This is a genomic window from Dickeya chrysanthemi NCPPB 402, assembly GCF_000406105.1.
GTDB lineage: Bacteria > Pseudomonadota > Gammaproteobacteria > Enterobacterales > Enterobacteriaceae > Dickeya > Dickeya chrysanthemi.
The window spans coordinates 4443050-4460995 of sequence record NZ_CM001974.1 but is presented as its reverse complement, the minus strand read 5'-3'; the positions used below and the strand labels follow the sequence as shown (position 1 = coordinate 4460995).

At 53.9% G+C, this 17946-nt stretch carries 16 protein-coding genes; 10 read left to right on the top strand and 6 right to left on the bottom strand.

Translation table 11 applies throughout. The features are described from left to right. The first annotated feature begins 360 nt into the window (after positions 1-360). From ugpB to DCH402_RS19770, 6 genes are all read left to right on the top strand, one after another. Positions 361-1680, top strand: a complete 1320-nt coding sequence (gene ugpB / locus DCH402_RS19795; RefSeq protein WP_040003024.1) for a sn-glycerol-3-phosphate ABC transporter substrate-binding protein UgpB — start codon at positions 361-363, stop codon at positions 1678-1680. Positions 1681-1768: 88 nt separating this feature from the next. Further along, positions 1769-2656: a sn-glycerol-3-phosphate ABC transporter permease UgpA gene (gene ugpA / locus DCH402_RS19790; RefSeq protein WP_040003023.1), complete on the top strand. Its 888-nt coding sequence runs from the start codon at positions 1769-1771 to the stop codon at positions 2654-2656. Between the two features lie 26 nt (positions 2657-2682). Continuing rightward, complete coding sequence (ugpE, locus tag DCH402_RS19785; RefSeq protein ID WP_040003021.1) at positions 2683-3531, top strand: sn-glycerol-3-phosphate ABC transporter permease UgpE; 849 nt, start codon at positions 2683-2685, stop codon at positions 3529-3531. A gap of 6 nt (positions 3532-3537) precedes the next feature. Next, entirely contained in the window at positions 3538-4614 is a 1077-nt protein-coding gene (locus DCH402_RS19780) for a sn-glycerol-3-phosphate import ATP-binding protein UgpC (RefSeq protein ID WP_040003020.1), read from the top strand. Next, positions 4611-5354 (top strand): glycerophosphodiester phosphodiesterase, encoded by a 744-nt coding sequence (ugpQ, locus tag DCH402_RS19775; RefSeq protein ID WP_040003018.1) that lies wholly within the window; start codon positions 4611-4613, stop codon positions 5352-5354. Before DCH402_RS19780 ends, ugpQ begins: the two co-directional genes overlap by 4 nt. A gap of 185 nt (positions 5355-5539) precedes the next feature. Beyond that, positions 5540-6496, top strand: a complete 957-nt coding sequence (locus tag DCH402_RS19770) for an AEC family transporter (protein WP_040003017.1) — start codon at positions 5540-5542, stop codon at positions 6494-6496. Positions 6497-6553: 57 nt separating this feature from the next. Here the strand turns inward: DCH402_RS19770 and DCH402_RS19765 are convergent, their stop codons facing one another. After that, positions 6554-6835, bottom strand: coding sequence for a DUF2756 domain-containing protein (locus DCH402_RS19765; protein WP_040003016.1), 282 nt, complete (start codon positions 6833-6835; stop codon positions 6554-6556). 172 nt (positions 6836-7007) lie between these two features. Between DCH402_RS19765 and DCH402_RS19760 the strand changes: the two genes are divergently transcribed. Next, positions 7008-7472 carry a tRNA (cytidine(34)-2'-O)-methyltransferase gene (locus tag DCH402_RS19760; RefSeq protein ID WP_012886602.1) on the top strand — a complete coding sequence of 155 codons (465 nt, stop codon included), beginning with the start codon at positions 7008-7010 and terminating at the stop codon, positions 7470-7472. 48 nt (positions 7473-7520) lie between these two features. On the opposite strand, the gene DCH402_RS19755 is transcribed toward DCH402_RS19760, so the two are convergent. The 4 genes from DCH402_RS19755 to cpxR form a co-directional block, all read right to left on the bottom strand. Further along, positions 7521-8309 carry a DUF3142 domain-containing protein gene (locus DCH402_RS19755; protein ID WP_040003013.1) on the bottom strand — a complete coding sequence of 263 codons (789 nt, stop codon included), beginning with the start codon at positions 8307-8309 and terminating at the stop codon, positions 7521-7523. Next, positions 8279-10468, bottom strand: coding sequence for a hypothetical protein (locus DCH402_RS19750; RefSeq protein ID WP_040003011.1), 2190 nt, complete (start codon positions 10466-10468; stop codon positions 8279-8281). The genes DCH402_RS19755 and DCH402_RS19750 overlap by 31 nt, the downstream gene beginning before the upstream one ends. Positions 10469-10699: 231 nt before the next feature. Then, positions 10700-12070, bottom strand: coding sequence for an envelope stress sensor histidine kinase CpxA (cpxA, locus tag DCH402_RS19745; protein WP_040003009.1), 1371 nt, complete (start codon positions 12068-12070; stop codon positions 10700-10702). 16 nt (positions 12071-12086) lie between these two features. Then, positions 12087-12785 carry an envelope stress response regulator transcription factor CpxR gene (cpxR, locus tag DCH402_RS19740; RefSeq protein ID WP_015848325.1) on the bottom strand — a complete coding sequence of 233 codons (699 nt, stop codon included), beginning with the start codon at positions 12783-12785 and terminating at the stop codon, positions 12087-12089. Positions 12786-12961: 176 nt separating this feature from the next. Between cpxR and cpxP the strand changes: the two genes are divergently transcribed. Then, positions 12962-13540 (top strand): cell-envelope stress modulator CpxP, encoded by a 579-nt coding sequence (cpxP, locus tag DCH402_RS19735; protein ID WP_040003008.1) that lies wholly within the window; start codon positions 12962-12964, stop codon positions 13538-13540. Between the two features lie 226 nt (positions 13541-13766). Here the strand turns inward: cpxP and DCH402_RS19730 are convergent, their stop codons facing one another. Beyond that, on the bottom strand, positions 13767-14255 hold the full coding sequence (locus DCH402_RS19730; protein WP_081642196.1) for a hypothetical protein: 489 nt from the start codon (positions 14253-14255) through the stop codon (positions 13767-13769). A gap of 358 nt (positions 14256-14613) precedes the next feature. Here DCH402_RS19730 and DCH402_RS23215 point away from each other — a divergent pair, with 358 nt between their 5' ends. Both DCH402_RS23215 and DCH402_RS20825 read left to right on the top strand, forming a co-directional pair. Further along, positions 14614-15897: a phage tail protein gene (locus DCH402_RS23215; RefSeq protein WP_233276304.1), complete on the top strand. Its 1284-nt coding sequence runs from the start codon at positions 14614-14616 to the stop codon at positions 15895-15897. A gap of 740 nt (positions 15898-16637) precedes the next feature. Next, positions 16638-17567, top strand: coding sequence for a methyltransferase domain-containing protein (locus DCH402_RS20825; RefSeq protein ID WP_050583340.1), 930 nt, complete (start codon positions 16638-16640; stop codon positions 17565-17567). The last annotated feature ends 379 nt before the right edge of the window (positions 17568-17946 follow it).

Genomic DNA, 17946 nt, shown 5'->3' with positions numbered 1-17946 from the left:
CTGGCCGCCATTTTTCAGGCTATTTCCGCCGCGGCGCCACTGTTGAATGCTGTTTGCTCCCCCTTCCTCTTGCCGCCTGCTCGGGTATCAACGGCCATGCTCCGGATGCGCACGGCACCAACGGGCCGCCGCCAATACACATTTAATGTAAGGTAATGATTTAAATTAATAAAATCATATTTTCAGTACGGTCATCCTCACGTCTCGCCCGTCAGTGCAATCGTATGCATTGTCATCGGGCTGTCATGTCGTAGTTATTTTTCTGTCATCCGGGCATGTCATGTTACCTGCCGAACATAAAACGCGCTTTTTCGCTCATAGCGCTCACCATGTCGCCCCTCAATGATCTCAGGAGACAGCATGTTTCAGCACGCTATCCGTAAAACCGCCGCCGTCGTCATTATGGCGTTAGCCACCGGCGCACAGGCGCAGGCGGTTACCGAAATCCCGTTCTGGCATTCGATGGAAGGGGAACTGGGTAAGACCGTTAATTCTCTGGCTGACCGTTTCAACCAGACACACAGCGACGTCAAAATCGTGCCGGTGTACAAAGGCAACTACGAGCAGAGTCTGGCGGCGGGTATTGCGGCATTTCGCAGCGGCAACGCCCCGGCTATCCTGCAAGTGTATGAAGTCGGCACCGCCACCATGATGGCCAGTAAGGCTATCAAACCGGTATACCAGGTCTTCAAAGACGCTGGTGTGCCGTACGATGAGACGATCTTCGTGCCGACCGTTTCCGGTTACTACACCGATGCCAAAACCGGGCACCTGCTGTCTCAGCCGTTCAACAGCTCTACGCCGGTGCTGTATTACAACAAAGACGCCTTTAAAAAAGCCGGGCTGGACCCGGAGCAGCCGCCGAAAACCTGGCAGCAGATGGCCGAGTACACCGCTAAACTGCGCGCGTCCGGCATGAAGTGCGGCTACGCCAGCGGCTGGCAGGGCTGGATTCAGATTGAAAACTTCAGCGCCTGGCACGGCCTGCCGATCGCCACTAAAAACAACGGTTTCGACGGTTTTGATGCGGTACTGGAGTTCAATAAGCCGGTTCAGGTCAGGCATATTCAGATGCTGGAAGACATGAACAAGAAAGGGGATTTCACCTACTACGGCCGTAAAGACGAACCGACCGAGAAGTTCTATAACGGCGACTGCGCCATGACCACCGCGTCATCCGGTTCGCTGGCCAATATTCGTCAGTACGCCAAATTCAACTACGGCGTGGCGATGATGCCGTATGACGCCGACGTGAAAGGCGCGCCGCAGAACGCCATTATCGGCGGCGCCAGCCTGTGGGTGATGAGCGGTAAAGACGCCGCAACCTATAAAGGTGTCGCTGAGTTCATGCAGTTCCTGTCTACGCCGGAAATCGCCGCCGAGTGGCACCAGAAGACCGGTTATCTGCCGATCACCACCGCCGCTTACGAGCTGACCAAACAGCAGGGTTTCTATGACAAGAACCCCGGCGCGGACATCGCCACCCGTCAGATGTTGAATAAGGCACCGCTACCGTTCACCAAGGGGTTACGTCTGGGCAATATGCCGCAGATTCGTACCATCGTGGACGAAGAGCTGGAAAGCGTCTGGACCGGCAAAAAGACCCCGCAGCAGGCGCTGGATGCCGCTGTGGAACGCGGTAACGTACTGCTGCGTCGCTTTGAACAGGCGAACAAGTAACTTATTCCGGGCCGAAGGGATTCGGCCATCCCTGTTTTTTCCTGAGAACCCTGTTTTCTGAGCATTCTGTTTTCTGAGAGCCTTGTGCATGACTGCTTCCCGTCCGGTTTTTGGCCGCAGCCTGTTGCCTTACCTGCTGGTGCTGCCGCAACTGGCCATCACGGTGATCTTCTTCCTCTGGCCCGCCGGGCAGGCGCTCTGGTATTCGGTGCAGAGCGTGGACCCGTTCGGCCTTTCCAGTCAGTTTGTCGGGCTGGATAACTTCACCAACCTGTTCCACGACAGCTATTACCTCGGTTCGTTTTACACCACGCTGCTGTTCAGTTTTCTGGTGGCGGCCTCGGGGCTGATCGTGTCGCTGTTTCTGGCGGCGCTGGTGGATTACACCCTGCGCTTTAGCCGCCTGTACCAGACGTTGCTGATTCTGCCTTATGCAGTGGCGCCGGCGGTGGCGGCGGTGCTGTGGATGTTTCTGTTCAACCCCGGCCTGGGGCTGATTACCTGGCTATTGCACCAGTGGGATTACGACTGGAACCACGCACAACACAGCGGTCAGGCGATGTTTCTGGTGGTATTGGCGTCGGTCTGGAAGCAAATCAGCTATAACTTCCTGTTTTTCCTCGCGGCGTTGCAGTCCATTCCCCGTTCGTTGATCGAAGCGGCGGCGATTGATGGCGCCGGCCCGGTGCGCCGTTTTTTCAATCTGGTGCTGCCGCTGATTTCACCGGTGAGTTTTTTCCTGCTGGTGGTCAATCTGACTTACGCCTTCTTCGACACCTTCCCGGTGATCGACGCCGCGACCGGCGGCGGACCGGTTCAGGCCACCACCACGCTTATCTATAAAATCTACCGTGAAGGGTTCGCCGGTCTTGACCTCTCCAGCTCGGCGGCGCAGTCGGTGGTGCTGATGCTGGTGGTGACCGTGCTGACGGTTGTCCAGTTCCGCTTTGTCGAGCGTAAGGTGAACTATCAATGAGCCGGTTTGCAATCACAGGGAGCCGCATGATTGAAAATCGCCGCGGGCTGGATTTCTTCAGCCACGCCATGCTGGCGGTCGCTATTCTGATGGTGCTGTTCCCGCTGTATGTGGCGTTCGTCGCCGCCACCCTGAGCCAGGAGCAGATGTCGCAGGTGCCGATGCAGCTTATCCCCGGCGGGCACCTGTGGGAAAACATGACCTATATCTGGCGGCATGGCGTGGGCGACAACAACAGCGCGCCGTTCGGCCTGATGCTGTTTAACAGCTTTGTCATGGCGCTGACGATCACCGTCGGCAAAATCAGCGTGTCGATGCTGTCGGCTTTCGCCATCGTCTATTTCCGTTTTCCGTGTCGGAATCTGTTTTTCTGGATGATCTTTTCCACCCTGATGTTGCCGGTGGAAGTGCGTATTTTCCCGACGGTCGAGGTGATTTCGCACCTCAATATGACCAATAGTTATGTCGGGCTGACGTTGCCGGTCATGGCGTCCGCCACCGCCACATTTCTGTTCCGACAGTTCTTCATGACGCTGCCGAACGAACTGCTGGAGGCGGCGCGTATCGACGGCGCCAGCCCGATGCGTTTTTTCTTCGACATGGTGCTGCCGCTGTCCAAAACCAATCTGGCGGCGCTGTTTGTCATCACGTTTATCTACGGCTGGAACCAGTATCTGTGGCCGCTATTGATCGTCAACGACCCTCATTTGGGCACGGCGGTCGCCGGGATCCAGAGCATGATCGCCACCGGCGATACCGCCACGCCCTGGCATCAGGTGATGGCGGCGATGCTGATGACGATGCTGCCGCCGCTGTTGGTGGTGTTGCTGATGCAACGCTGGTTTGTTCGTGGTCTGGTTGATAGTGAGAAATAGAACCTTATGGCATGTTTAAAACTTCAGGCCGTCACCAAATCCTACGACGGCAAAACCCAGGTGATTCGGCCGATTGACCTCGACGTGGCGGACGGCGAATTCGTGGTGATGGTCGGCCCGTCCGGCTGCGGCAAATCGACCCTGCTGCGCATGGTGGCCGGTCTGGAGCAGACCACCAGCGGCGATATTTACATCGGCGACGAACGCGTTACCGACAAGGAGCCCAAAGATCGCGGTATCGCGATGGTGTTCCAGAATTACGCGCTCTACCCGCATATGAGTGTTTACGACAACATGGCCTACGGCCTGAAAATCCGTGGTTTCGGTAAAGTGCAGATTCAGCAGCGAGTGGAAGAAGCGGCGCGGATTCTGGAGCTGCAACCGTTGCTCCATCGCAAGCCGCGCGAGTTGTCCGGCGGCCAGCGCCAGCGCGTGGCGATGGGGCGCGCCATTGTGCGCGAGCCGGCGGTGTTCCTGTTCGACGAACCGCTGTCTAACCTTGACGCCAAGCTGCGGGTGCAGATGCGCCTTGAACTGCAACAACTGCACAAACGCCTGAAAACCACCAGCCTGTACGTCACCCACGATCAAGTGGAAGCGATGACGCTGGCGCATCGCGTCATTGTGATGAACAAAGGCGTGGCGGAGCAGATCGGCGCACCGGCGGAGATTTACCGCAAACCGGCGTCGCTGTTCGTCGCCAGTTTTATCGGCTCGCCCGCCATGAATCTGTGGGCCGGGCAGGTGAGCGCCGACGGTAGCCGGGTCGAGCTGTCGGCGGATTTCTCGCTGCCGCTACCGGTGGCGAAGCCGGAATGGCAGGGGCGCACCGTCACGCTGGGGATGCGCCCGGAGCACATTTTGCAGTCCACCGCCGACACCGGCGGCGTGCCGCTGGTGGTGGAAACGCTGGAGCTGCTGGGCGCGGATAATCTGGCGCACGGCACATGGGCGGGGCAGAATATCGTGGTGCGCCTGTCGCACGAGCATTGTCCGGCGGTGGGGGAAACCCTGTGGCTCACTCTGCCGGCCGTATCCTGGCATATATTTGATTCGCAAAGCGGATTACGGATGGAAGCATGACCCCGAACTGGCTTTATCCTGTTATCGTCGCCCACCGCGGCGGCGGCTCTCTGGCGCCGGAAAACACGCTGGCGGCGATTGATGTCGGCGCGCAGCACGGTCACCGGATGATCGAGTTTGACGCCAAGCTGTCGCAGGATGGGCAGATTTTCCTGCTGCACGACGACACGCTGGAGCGCACCAGCAACGGTTGGGGCGTGGCGGGCGAGCTGCCGTGGGACAAACTGGTGGGGCTGGACGCCGGTAGTTGGTACAGCCGTCAGTTTCACGGCGAACGCCTGCCGTTGCTGTCGGAAGTGGCGAAGCGTTGCGCGCAGTACGGTATGGCGGCCAATATTGAGATCAAACCAACCACCGGCTGTGACGATCAGACCGGCCGCGTGGTGGCGATGGCTGCCCGCGAGTTGTGGCAAAACCATCCTGTCGCGCCGCTGTTGTCATCGTTTTCGGTAGCGGCATTGGAAGCCGCGCAGCGGGCGGCGCCGGAATTACCGCGCGGCCTGCTGCTGGACGAATGGGAGGATGACTGGCGTTCCCTGACCGGGCGGCTGGGTTGCGTGTCGATTCACCTCAACCACCAACTGCTGGATGAGGCGCGCGTCAGGATGTTGAAAGACGCCGGGCTGCGCATTCTGGTGTATACCGTCAACCAGCCTGAACGTGCGCGTACCCTGTTACAGTGGGGCGTTGACTGCATCTGCACCGACCGGATAGATTTGATTGGACCGCAATTTAATTAACGTCGGCGGATGTCGCCTTTCCTGACGGCAATCACGCTGAAAGATAAACCAGGCGTGTTTCGTCAGGCGTTTCCTGTATGACCCCGGGCCGCTCGGCCCGCTCCCCGGTAGGGCTTGCCGCCTTGCCGTCGTGACAAGCCATCAGCCTTCGCCCGGGTGAGCTGCGCGTTTTTTAAGGAAGGGCGATGCCCACGTTTATTGTTTCTCTTTGGCACCAGATTTTTCTTTCCCTGCCGCTGTTTGTGCTGATTGCGCTGGGGTATGGCTTGATCCGTTTCGGCCGTTGGCCGTCCACGGTGACCGATGCGCTGACCAAATTCGTGTTTTCGGTGGCGTTGCCCGCCATGCTGTTCCGCATGATGTGCGATTTCTCCAAACGACCGGCGGTGGATGCCCGGCTGCTGATCGCCTTTTTCGGCAGTTGTCTTATCGTGTTCGTGCTCGGACGGATTATCGCCAGCCGGGTGTTTCGGTTAGACGGCGTTTCCGGCTCGGTGTTTTCGCTCAGCGGTATTTTCTCCAACAACGTGATGCTCGGCCTGCCGATAGCCACCCTGATGCTTGGCCCGCAGGCCGTTCCGTCCGTGGCGTTGGTGCTGGTGTTCAATGGCTTGATTTTATGGACACTGGTGACCGTCTCGGTGGAGTGGGCGCGCAACGGGTCGCTGTCGATGCAGGGGTTTACCAAAACGGCGGTCGGCGTGCTGAAGAACCCGCTGATCATCGGCATTTTATCCGGTACGTTTTACAGCCTTACCGGCCTGCCGCTGCCGGACGTGGTGGACAAGCCGATAGGCATGTTGGGGCAAATCGCCGTCCCGCTGTCGCTGATAGCGTTGGGGATGGGGCTGGCGGAATACCGCATTCGCGACGGCTGGCAAATCAGCGTCGCTATTTGTCTCATCAAGCTGGTAGTGCAGCCGCTGGTGGTGTGGGGGCTGGCGCTGGCGCTGGGGCTGCCGGAGATGGAAACGCGTGTGGTGGTGCTGCTGGGGTCGATGGCGGTGGGCGTGAATATCTATCTGATGTCCCGACAGTTTAATGTGCTGGGCGGGCCGGTCGCCGCCAGCCTGCTGATGTCGACCGCGCTGGCGGGGATTACCACGCCGTTGATCCTGACGCTGATGGGCGTGCGGGTATAACGCTATTCGTAACCCGCCGGTCATTCTGCGGTGAGCGGCGGGTGTGACGGGAAGGGATCAGTAACGGTTGGTATTGCCGGGCGCGGACTGTTGAATACGCTGGCGATTCTGTTCCAGTTGCTGTTGCAGTTGCTGCTGCTGTTCGCGGCTGCGCTGCTGGATTTCCTGATTTAACAGTTGCTGCTGGAACTGCTGGTTTTGCTGCATTTGTTGCAACAACCGCTGCTGGCTGCTGATGCCGTTTTCAAATTGCTGCTGCTGGGGCGAGATGGGTTGTGTAGCGGCGTGAGCCAGCAACGGCAGGCTTAGCAGCAACATCAGGGAAGCGATTATTTTCATGATTCCTCCGGGGGAAACGGCTGTCGGATATGGCTTTATTCTAGCGGTTAATTCGGGGCGTCGTCCCTGCCTGCGTCCACACATCGGACGATTCGTCGTACTGACCGCGGCTGGGGCGCGGAAGCGGAATAGGCTATACTGGCATCCACCTTTTTTTGTACCTGACCTTATCATGTTCCATATTGCGCTCTATGAGCCACAGATTGCACCCAATACCGGCAATATTATCCGTCTGGCGGCCAACAATGGTTGCTCGTTGCACCTGATTGAGCCGCTTGGCTTTGATTTCGAAGAGAAAAAATTACGTCGCGCCGGGCTGGATTATCACGATTTGGCGAATGTCAGCCGTCACCGCAACTATCAGGATTTTCTGCAAGCAGTGGCAGGCCAGCGGATTTTCGCCTGTACCACCAAAGGCAGCCGCCCTTATGACGAACCTGACTATCAGCCGGGCGATGTGCTGCTGTTTGGCTCCGAAACCGCCGGCCTGCCGGATGAAATTCGCAATGGTTTTGCGCCTGAAAATCGTATCCGTATTCCGATGGAGCCGAATTGCCGCAGCCTGAACTTGTCCAACTCGGTGGCCATCATCAGTTATGAAGCCTGGCGACAGAATGGGTTCGGCGGCCGCCGCTGATCTACCGCTTATGTCATCGCGTTTCACCGCCGCGTGCAGGGGGGCGGGCTAGCGTTGTTGCAGTATCGGGGTGCGGCGCGCCGGTATCGGATTAAGCAGGAACACCACTTCACCCCGGTAAAAGGGCGATGCAATCAGCCGTCGCTGCCACTGTTCGTCCCACTTGCCGTGTTGTACCAACCCCAGGCGGAACGGTAACGTCAGGTTCATCAGTGCGGGCAGATAGGCGGTGTAATTGTCCACCGTATGCCGCCCCTGATAGGTTTGCACTACCAGTTCATCCACGACGCCGCTCAGACGATTGAGTTGCCGGACGTCGCCGGTTTTTGCCCAATCCAGCAGGCCGGTGACGCTCAGGCGACAACCGGGCGGCAACTGCTGGCGCAGCGCCTGTAAAAAGGCAACGTAACTCGCCAGATTGTAGCTCTTCGCGTCGAAATCAATCTGGATGCCCTCAACCTGATTGCCGGCGGCGACCCAGCGTTGGCGCAGATGCAGCAGGCGCTGCACTTGCTGCTCCCCGATATGCAACTCAGACACCCGAAACGACAGCCAAAGATGCCGTACCGGCAGCGTACTGACCGGGATCCCCTGACGCAGAAACACGGATTTACCGTGTCGACGGGTGATTTCCCCTTGATGCAAGTAGAGCGTATCGGCCCGGGATAACACCGGCTGCGGTTGTACCGCCGCCCACAACCAGAAAGCATGATAGCGGGCGGCATCGACGGTGGCGCTGTACGCCGTGAAACTCAGACACAGCAGACCGAACAGCACAACGCGACAACGGGCTACCATACAACGGGCTACCAATAGTATTTGAGCTGCCGTGCCCATTGACTGCCTTTAAACTCGGTTTTGAGCTGCCGGAACCACGCCTTGCGCGTTTCCTTGCCGATATCCTGAGAACCGCAGTCGTTGTAGCCGCCGGGCGCGTAACAATAGATAGCGCGGTAGAGCGCATAGCTTTTATCTTCCGGCGGCGCTTTCGCGTCGGCAATCACCTGCATGTAGTTGTCCAGACGGTTGAACTCCTGGCCCGGATAGTGGGCGGCGGCATCCGTCAGCCCGTTGAGCATGTTGCTCTCACCCCAGTCGAAGCCGACGCCGTTGCCGGTGCGCAGGACGAACTCGCCCAGGCAATTCAAGGCATGGGCATTCCTGGCGTTCTGGCTCAGCGTGGTCACCGTTTCCTGCAACGTCGGGCATTCGTACCCCTCTTCGGTGTCACTGCCGTCCCAACCGAATACCGTCAGATCCTCTTCGTTCCAGCTCATATTTTCCGTGCTTTTCAGCGGCGCGATGGTTTTCAACAGGGCACTGTCTTTGAGAAAACCGGCGTAATCGCGGTGCGTCAGTTGCCTGGTGAGCAGCGTGTGCAGGGCGATAGCCCGCTCTTCCGGCGTTTGCTGAGGGCCGGTCTGCCGGTGCAATAAATCGGCATCGGCGCTGACTTTCAGAATGGCGGAGCGGAAACGCAGGTTTTTGACCGGGCTTTCCGGTGTAAATACCCGCTCCGGATGACCGCTGTCCACCAGCGTTTGCGCCAGTGCCAGTTGCAGGTATTGCTGCTGGGTATACGTCGTCTTCAGCATCAGCAGGTGACGCCAGTGCGCTTCCGCTTCGTCCCACTGTTTCTGCCGTTGCATCGCCAGCCCACGCAACACCTGGCTGCTGAATACGGTTACATCGGAGATATCCTGTGCCGTGGTCATCGGCAGCGTTTTCAATACCGCCGCGTCGTCGCGCAGTTGGTAGTACTGAAACGCCGCCTGCAGATAGCTAAATGCATCCTGCATACCTGCTGCTTCAAATAGCGGTTGCTGGCGGGTTAACTCCTCTTGCGTCAACGCGGGTAACGTCATCCAGCCGTCGGGGCTGCGCAGGCGCTTGATGTCCTGCACCAGCATCAGGACAGGCGTATCGGCTGAGGCGACAAAACGGTTGTCTTCCAGCAACTTGTTGTCGATTTCGTTGCTGATGACCTGCAATTGATTCACGCTTTTGGCCGACGCCAGCGCCTTGCTGAAACGACCGGCCAGTGCAACGGTATCACCGCTGACCCACTCAGCCCGGCGGTACAGACCTTCAGCGGAGTCGACGTATTTCCCTCGCGGGTACTGTTTCAGGTAGTCGTTGATACGTTGGATTGCCTGCTGCCCGGCGGCCTTATCCATCTTGCGGGGGTCGAACATGTTGTATTCGTCCTGCGCGTCTTTCATCGCCTGATTAATCGACACCCGAATCAGCATGTAGCGAGCCGTTTCCGCGACCCACGGCTGACTGGCTTGCAGCAGTTGCCGGAAGCCGTTATCCGCTTGATCTAACTGCCCTTCATAAAATGCCGTGGCGCTCGTCAGGTAGCGGCGTAACTCGCCGGCATGGCCGGTTTCCGGCACGCCGGCCAGATCGGTTTTCGCGTCGTCAAGGCTATAGTCGCTGGACAGCATTTTCATTCGCACCTGTGCTAGCTGCGTGCGTTGGGCATCATTGAGCGTTTTATCTGCCAGCAGCAGATCGAAAAAGCTTTCCAGCGTGGTGAGGTCGTTGGAAACCCAACGGCCATCCAGATCGACGGGCGTCATTTCGCGCAACTGGCCCAGTTCGGTATCGGAAAAATGCAACTGGACGGCTTTTTGCAGCAGCGAGGCATTTTCTTCGTCGGCTTTATCGTCGGCGGGGGCGACAGGGTCGATTTGCGTGTCGTCGCTGTTTTCTTCGGCTGCATCCAGCCCCATTACGCGGTATGCGGTGAACGGATCGACGCGGGAGCGGGTTTGATCCGGCTCGGGCTGGGGTATCGGCAACGGAATATGGTTACGGCTGCTTTGCAGCAACATCAAATTGGTGCGGGTGTCGTTATCCGGCAAGAGATAAGGAAGTGCGGGCATACCGCAATCAGCATCGGAAAAACCACATACACCATCGCTGGAAGCATACGCCGGTAGTTGTACCAGAGTAGCGACGAATCCAGCCAGTAAGGCTAATCCTTTCATGTCCTTTTCCTGTGCAGGGTGTCAGGCAACATCAAGAACGTATTCCATCAAACATGTGCAGGCATGACTGAAGGGATAACGGGTTGTCACAAGGCAGCCGAGGCGGCTTCCCGCGGCTGTCGCATGGCACAGGTTCACACTCTACCCGACCAGAGGAAAAACTCAATTGATTGACGGTATGGATGTGACGCCGGGCGCGGTATGCCGCGCCCGGGTGAGGCGCAATATCCATTAACGCTGATAGAGCGGTAGCCATAACGTGAGCTGTAAACCACCCAGCGGGCTTTCATCGGCTTTAGCCCAGCCGCGATGCTGTGACAGCGCCGTTTCGACGATGGCCAGCCCCAGTCCTGTTCCGCCGGATTCGCGGTCGCGGGCTTCGTCAGTACGGTAGAACGGCCGGAAAATTTGCTCCCGATCTTCCGGGCTGACGCCGGGGCCGTCATCGCCGACCACAATGGTAACGCCCTGAACATCGACCGAGAACGATACGGTAATATGGCTGTGCGAATAACGCAGTGCATTACGCACCACATTTTCCAGCGCACTGTCGAGCGCGGTGGGGTTGCCGAACAACGGCCAGGGGCCGGGAGGCGATAACACGTCCAGTGTTTTACCCACCTGCTCGGCTTCAAAGCGCGCGTCATCCAGCACATCGTTCCATAGCTCATCCGCCCGCAACTCTTCGCGTAACAATTCATTCTTATGCTGGTTACGCGACAGCACCAGCAAATCGTTGATCATGCCATCAAGCCGCTGGGTTTCGGTTTCGATGCGGTTAAGTTCGTTGCCTTCGCCCTGACGGCGGCGTAACAGCGCGGTAGCCAGTTGCAGGCGGGTCAGCGGCGTACGCAGCTCGTGGGAAATGTCGGACAACAGGCGCTGCTGCGCGGTGACCATCCGCTCCAGCGCGCTCACCATTTGGTTAAAGCTGGCGCCGGTCGCACGGAATTCGTGCGGGCCGGATTCCAGCTCCGGATGTTGTTTCAGGTTGCCGCGCGCGACTTCATCGGCCGCATTCTTCAGCTTACGCGCCGGTTTTGCCAGGCTCCAGGCCAGCCACAGCAGCAGCGGCGAGCTGGTGAGCATGGTGACGATCAGCAGCAACAGTGGGCGGTCGAACAGCAGGTTGATGAAATCGGATTGCGGGCTGCTGGCGGGGCGCAGCATGTACATCAGGTAGCTGTCTTCACCATCGCGCACGGCGAACGGCCCCAGCAATTCCAGCCGACCGTATTTTTTCTTTTGCGGGAAATCAGCGCTGTCGGATTGACCGATGAAATTGCGCACCATCTGCATTTCATTGCGCTGCGCGCCAATCACACGTCCTTCGCTGGTCACCAGCAGCAGGCGCTGGCCGGGCGGCGCCCATTTTTCGATGACGCGAAATAAACGCCGCCACCACAGCAAATCATTGGCGGGGTCGCTCGCCAGCTCAGCCTCAATATGCTGTTCCAGCATGAGCCCCTGCCGCTGTTCATTTTCCAGCAGCGGCGTGAGTTGCCGGGAGTCCAGTTTCGGCAGCATCAGCACCAGCATCAGCACGAGTGCCAACGTCAGCCAGAAAATGGCGAAAATACGGGCGGTAAGGCTGTTAATCATACGACGGCAACCTGCATCATGCGGTAGATACCATCAGATAGCCTCTGCCGCGCAAGGTTTTAAACCAGGGCAACCCATCTTTGCGTTCAGGCAGCTTGCGCCGCAGGTTGGAGATATGCATATCGATAGCGCGATCGAACGGCGTCAGGCGTTTACCCAACACTTCCTGACTGAGATGTTCGCGCGATACGACCTGGCCCAGCCGCTGCGCCAGCAGGTAGAGCAGGGTGAATTCCGTACCGGTCAGATCCAGCACTTCATTGTCAAAGCTGGCTTCCTGACGGCCGGGGTTAAGCCGCAGCGCATCTACCTCGATGGTGGGCGCACTGGCTTCGCCTGCCTGCTGTTGGTCCGTCCAATTGGAACGACGCAGAATAGCGCGGATGCGGGCGACCAGTTCCCGGTCGTTAAAGGGTTTCGGCAAATAGTCATCTGCGCCCAGTTCCAGACCGAGTACGCGATCCAGTTCGCTGCCGCGGGCGGTAAGCATGATTACCGGCGTCTGGTAGCGTTGGCGCACTTCCTTGAGTGTATCGATGCCGTTTTTCTTCGGCATCATGATATCCAGCAATAACAGGTCAACCGAGTCATCCAGTACGCTTAACGCCTGTTCGCCGTCATGGGCGACAACGACGTTAAAACCTTCCATTTCGAGCAATTCCCGCAACAGGGATGTCAGCTCGCGATCGTCATCAACCAACAGGATTTTATTCATGATTTACCTACCTCCACGGGCAAAATACGTCATAGATCGCCGCTATTCCATGACTTTACGTAGTTTTACATCGTCTGACGCATGTTTGCAGCAAGGCAATTAGACTGAGTGCATTGATTAGCCAGCCAGTACAGCGTACCAACGCAAGCCGTGCGTGAACACAGAGGGGTCATGAGATGCGGGGCACCATCATCACGTTATCTTTTACTTCACTGCTGATGTTGGTCACCGGTACTGCGATGGCGACTGAAAACATGTTTTCCGGCAAAGAGAATTTATCCACCGAAAATAATTTATCCACCGAAAACAATGCCCCCGAACTGGGCAACTGTTATCGCGATGACTCTGCCACGAAACGCACGGAGAGTCAGCAAGGGATATTTGATGGTGTGAGGTTGACGGAACATCAGCGCCAGCAAATGCGTGATCTGATGCGGCAAGTCCGCCACGAACAACCCGCTTATGATGCTAACGATGTGGAGATTATGCATCAGCTGATAACGGCAGAAAAATTTGATGCACCGGCGGTGCAAGCGCAGGTCGCCAAAATGGTCCAGGCGCAAATTGCACGTCAGGTTGAGATCGCCCGGGTGAGCAACCAGATGTACAACATGCTGACGCCGGAGCAGAAATCGGTTTTGAACCAGAAACATGAGCAGGCAATGCAGACGGTGCGTCAGCGGATGTCGGCGTCCGGTTCACAGAGCCAGAATTTGGAACTGTCCCGTCAGGGGCAGGATGAGAGTACCGAGTAATGATCGTAACGATGTAGAGCGTGTTTTTCCGAGTAGTGAGATCCGAGTAGTGAGAGTAGTGCCGAGAGTAGTGTGTTAAAGAAGTAACCTGTTTTCCTTGCCATAGACACCATCCCTGTCTTTTTCCCCGCCTTGATGGCGGGGTTTTTTTTGGACGAGCTATAGGATTGTGTGACTATCCAGCCCTGATCGTAAGCCATCCGTTTTCTGCAGAATGACGTGTGTCCTAATTTTTATGCCATTTTTGTGTGATGGGATTACTGATTTTGTTCTCTTCCAGGGAAAAAGTCCCATTCTGTTGTGCTATTGCCTCTCCCGTTTCAACGATCGCATTTTGTATAAAATACTTTTCTTTGTCGCCATGAATGAATGTGAGTTGATGAAATGCAGTCTTTTTCCCCCAGTCTTCAGAAGGCAATGAGATATATCTGATGGTATAGGTTTGATCCTGAAAATTTCCCTGCATGACGTAAACACCATAATGTTCTTCACCTTGCGATATTATTTTATAAATACCGTTGTCGTAATAGAATATTTCTGCATCGGGGAACGGTTTTTTCTCATAGAGTTTACGGTAGTGCAGTGTTTGCCTGTAGGTCGGTTTACCAAAGCCAACCTCAAGTTTTTTTTCATTATTATCCGTTGTTAATGAGCTTGCCTGACTGGGGCTTATTGCCATAAGCCCCAGGAAGAGAAATGAAAAATTCATTTTCATGTCTTATCTCCTTCACCTTTCTTCATGTTTTGTCTGAAAAATAATAATGAGTGCTGACTTAATTGCTATTTTCAGCCCGGTTATTTTCTGGGGGAGTGATATTTCTGTCATACCAATGATGTTACTAATCATCATTCACTTTCCCGATCTCCATAGTTATAAAAAACTGAACGGGGTTTGTTGTGCTATCGCTGTTCCAACCCTCGCTGCGTGCGCTGTTGCTGGCCTGTCAGCATAATGTCCGATACTGCCACAACGGGTTAAAATCGCTTGGAAAAGCGTGTGTCGACAAGTGTGGCGGTATGTGTTCCATGCCTGAGCATGGGCCCCTTTATCGCTAATTCTGATGAGACATGTTATGAGCACGAAATATACGGCCTTGCTTACCCAAGTGGGAGCAGACAGGCTGGCTAATGCGATCGCACTGGGAAAACAACTGGAAATCGCCCGGATGGGCGTAGGGGATGGTGGTGGTGTATTGCCAACGCCGGACGCAACCCAGACTAAATTGATCAATGAAAAACGTCGTGCCGCGCTTAATTCGTTGAGCATCGACCCTGCTAATGCCAATCAGATTATTGCCGAACAAGTGATCCCGGAGAATGAAGGTGGATTCTGGCTGCGGGAAATCGGCTTGTATGATGCGGACGATAATTTGATTGCCGTAGCCAACTGTCCGGAAACCTATAAACCACAGATGCAGGAAGGATCGGGCCGCGTGCAGACGGTGCGCATGATTGTGGCTATTAGTCAGGCGCAGGCGGTATCGCTGAATATCGACCCGGCGGTGGTGCTGGCCAGTCGGCAGTATGTGGATAACATGGCTGACGGAAAACTGGCTAAAGCTCAAAATGGTGCAGACATTGTGGATAAAGCTCAATTTATCGAGAATTTGGGCGTAAGGAGCGCATTTTCCGGTGTGATTGGCATGACACGCAATGCCACGATGAATATTCCCTCCGTTTCTTCCAGTGCCACATATACTGCTGATGAGATTATTGTTGGAACTGCTCTGGGGGGAAACCAATATCGAATAGGTTTATTCAGGCAGACGATCGATCTGGCAAAGAATGGCGTTGGAGGAATGGATACCGGAACCGTTCCTGATGAAGGGTTCGTCGGGATTTATGCCATTTATAATCCGGTAACAATGACGTCAGGCTTGCTTGCGGTTAACGCCACCTCAGTCAAATTGCCGGAGATTTATAGCGGAACCAATATGCCGGATGGATATACCGCATCGGCATTATTGACGGTTGTGCCGGTCAATGCGGGTAAGTTTACCGTATTATCTGTCTTTGGAAGGGAGGTGCATACTCCTGCAAGACAGCTCTATTCTACCTCACAAACTTCATTAGGAGTTGATGTTCCTGTTAGTGGAGTAATTCCGTTAAATGCCAGAACTATGAGTGGATTAATCCGGCAAGGTAGTACGGAAGCTGGTTTTTTATCCACGACGATCGCTAGTAAAAATAGTATTTCTACTCAGCAGATAACAACTTATGTATCTGCAGGGGTTGATATAGCTAACAATTATTCTGATGTTTTTATTGTTAATGAAGGTTATATTTCATTATCTACAAGTAATGCAACGCTAGGCAATGCGAAGTTTGTTTTTTTGGCTTCTAAATACTTGATTTAATATATTAAATATTTATTTTTTATAAATTGATTTCCTGGTGTTGATTTTTTATATTCATTGGTCTCATTGGTTTTATTGCGGTTGGGACCAATTTTTATAAAAAATAAAATGTTAATCACTCATTCTGAAATATATTTCATACGTTGTATAAAATATACCATCATTCATATCAGGTTATTTCGTCGCGCTAGCAAAATACGTGAATTTTACGATCTTTCCCTGTACAAATAATCCTGATGAGAGAAACAATGGGTACCAAATATTTTAAATTGTTGATCCATGTCGGCGAGATTAAACTAGCAGTGTCGATCTCGACTGAAAAACCACTGAAAATTATCCTGATAGGGGGCGATAGTGGCAGCCTATTGTCAACAACGGTCTACATCTATCGCTACCAACGGTTCAATGTTGGGCCACTTGGTTTACTCTGGATTACCAGAGCTTCGGCTCTAAGCCAGGGATGCAATTACTCGCTATATCACGGGTTACAGCAAACTTCGACCGCACTGGTATAACTGTGGTTTGACGCCCAAGAATCAGAGCTGCTGTTCCATGATGAGGCAGATGCGGCCGTGGTCAATTTTAGTTGACCACTACCATCAGCCTACATTTATTGTCATATCACCCAATTTTTTTACTGTAACTAACTAAATCTCAGTGCTATATTTGAACTGCCATCTACATGGCTCGGTTTTCATATTTTAATGAATGGATTTTAAAAAATTTTAGGAACGATATCGATGAAACCTATTGAAAAACACCTGTTATTAAAAAGCTTGCCAACTCAGGAGGTTGGTATAGAGATATCTCCTTTATATAGACCGGCAACCGATAGGTCTATACACAATGTTCATTATACCGATTACACGAGTGCAGAAGATTCAAGAGAAAAACATGCTCATTATGAACACCCTGAAATAATGGATCTTGATTTTATTTGGACTCCAGGTAAAAAGCTTTCTGAGTGTACTCCAGTTGGCATTGAATATCATTGGGCTATTGCATCTCATGTTCTTGAACATGTTCCTGATCCAATTGGCTGGCTCTTAGAAGTATTTGAGGTAATGAATGAAGGGGGGGTATTTTCTCTGGCGCTTCCTGAAAAGACTCAAACGTTCGATAGAAATAGGCGTATCTCTGAAACTTCTGACCTTATTCATGCATGGCTTAGTGAAGATAAAAGACCAAATACAAAACAACTTTACGATTTTCTTTCTAAAGTTACTTCAGAAGACGGGAACGGGAATATTTTTTCTGAACATCATTATACCAAGGAAGAAGCACTGAACTTTACGCTGAACTCCTACACAACGGGGCAATATTTCGATGCGCACTGTTCCGTGTTTACAAAAGATAGTTTTGTTGCCGTGATTAATGAACTAAATGAACTCGGTATTTTAAATGTTAAGGTTTCCGAACCTATAGAAGGTGTTGATGAATTCTATATTCAGTTAAAAAAAGTAGGTGAACCTAAACTGTCTAGACCTGTTCCATTCAAGGCAGACGACGAAACGGTTAGTGCTATTACGAATGAAATTAAGGAAAAACAATTAGAGCATTATATTAAGGCTTACAAAGAAGCAATTGATGTTCAAGATACTCTTAAAAAGCATATTGCCGAATTAGAAAAACTAAAACCCAGTATTTGGAACCGGATATTTGGAAGGTAATGTTATACCAAAAATAATTCGAGTTGCAGGAAGGTGGCAATGCAGACGGTGCGTCAGCAGATGTCGGCGTCCGGTTCACAGAGCCAGAATTTGGAACTGTCCCGTCAGGGGCAGGATGAGAGTACTGAGTAGAGCGTGTTTTTCCGAGTAGTGAGAGTAGTGCCGAGAGTAGTGTGTTAAAGAAGTAACCTGTTTTCCTTGCCATAGACACCATCCCTGTTTTTTTCCCCGCCTTGATGGCGGGGTTTTTTTGGACGAGCTATAGGATTGTGTGGCTATCCAGCCCTGATCGTAAGCCATCCGTTTTCTGCAGAATGACGTGTGTCCTAATTTTTATGCCATTTTTGTGTGATGGGATTACTGATTTTGTTCTCTTCCA

Excerpts from the sequence above, each read along its gene's own strand:
- ugpB (WP_040003024.1), top strand. The coding sequence starts at position 361 with ATGTTTCAGCACGCTATCCGTAAAACCGCCGCCGTCGTCATTATGGCG.
- ugpA (WP_040003023.1), top strand. The coding sequence starts at position 1,769 with ATGACTGCTTCCCGTCCGGTTTTTGGCCGCAGCCTGTTGCCTTACCTG.
- ugpE (WP_040003021.1), top strand. The coding sequence starts at position 2,683 with ATGATTGAAAATCGCCGCGGGCTGGATTTCTTCAGCCACGCCATGCTG.
- DCH402_RS19780 (WP_040003020.1), top strand. The coding sequence starts at position 3,538 with ATGGCATGTTTAAAACTTCAGGCCGTCACCAAATCCTACGACGGCAAA.
- ugpQ (WP_040003018.1), top strand. The coding sequence starts at position 4,611 with ATGACCCCGAACTGGCTTTATCCTGTTATCGTCGCCCACCGCGGCGGC.
- DCH402_RS19770 (WP_040003017.1), top strand. The coding sequence starts at position 5,540 with ATGCCCACGTTTATTGTTTCTCTTTGGCACCAGATTTTTCTTTCCCTG.
- DCH402_RS19765 (WP_040003016.1), bottom strand. The coding sequence starts at position 6,835 with ATGAAAATAATCGCTTCCCTGATGTTGCTGCTAAGCCTGCCGTTGCTG.
- DCH402_RS19760 (WP_012886602.1), top strand. The coding sequence starts at position 7,008 with ATGTTCCATATTGCGCTCTATGAGCCACAGATTGCACCCAATACCGGC.
- DCH402_RS19755 (WP_040003013.1), bottom strand. The coding sequence starts at position 8,309 with ATGGGCACGGCAGCTCAAATACTATTGGTAGCCCGTTGTATGGTAGCC.
- DCH402_RS19750 (WP_040003011.1), bottom strand. The coding sequence starts at position 10,468 with ATGAAAGGATTAGCCTTACTGGCTGGATTCGTCGCTACTCTGGTACAA.
- cpxA (WP_040003009.1), bottom strand. The coding sequence starts at position 12,070 with ATGATTAACAGCCTTACCGCCCGTATTTTCGCCATTTTCTGGCTGACG.
- cpxR (WP_015848325.1), bottom strand. The coding sequence starts at position 12,785 with ATGAATAAAATCCTGTTGGTTGATGACGATCGCGAGCTGACATCCCTG.
- cpxP (WP_040003008.1), top strand. The coding sequence starts at position 12,962 with ATGCGGGGCACCATCATCACGTTATCTTTTACTTCACTGCTGATGTTG.
- DCH402_RS19730 (WP_081642196.1), bottom strand. The coding sequence starts at position 14,255 with ATGAAAATGAATTTTTCATTTCTCTTCCTGGGGCTTATGGCAATAAGC.
- DCH402_RS23215 (WP_233276304.1), top strand. The coding sequence starts at position 14,614 with ATGAGCACGAAATATACGGCCTTGCTTACCCAAGTGGGAGCAGACAGG.
- DCH402_RS20825 (WP_050583340.1), top strand. The coding sequence starts at position 16,638 with ATGAAACCTATTGAAAAACACCTGTTATTAAAAAGCTTGCCAACTCAG.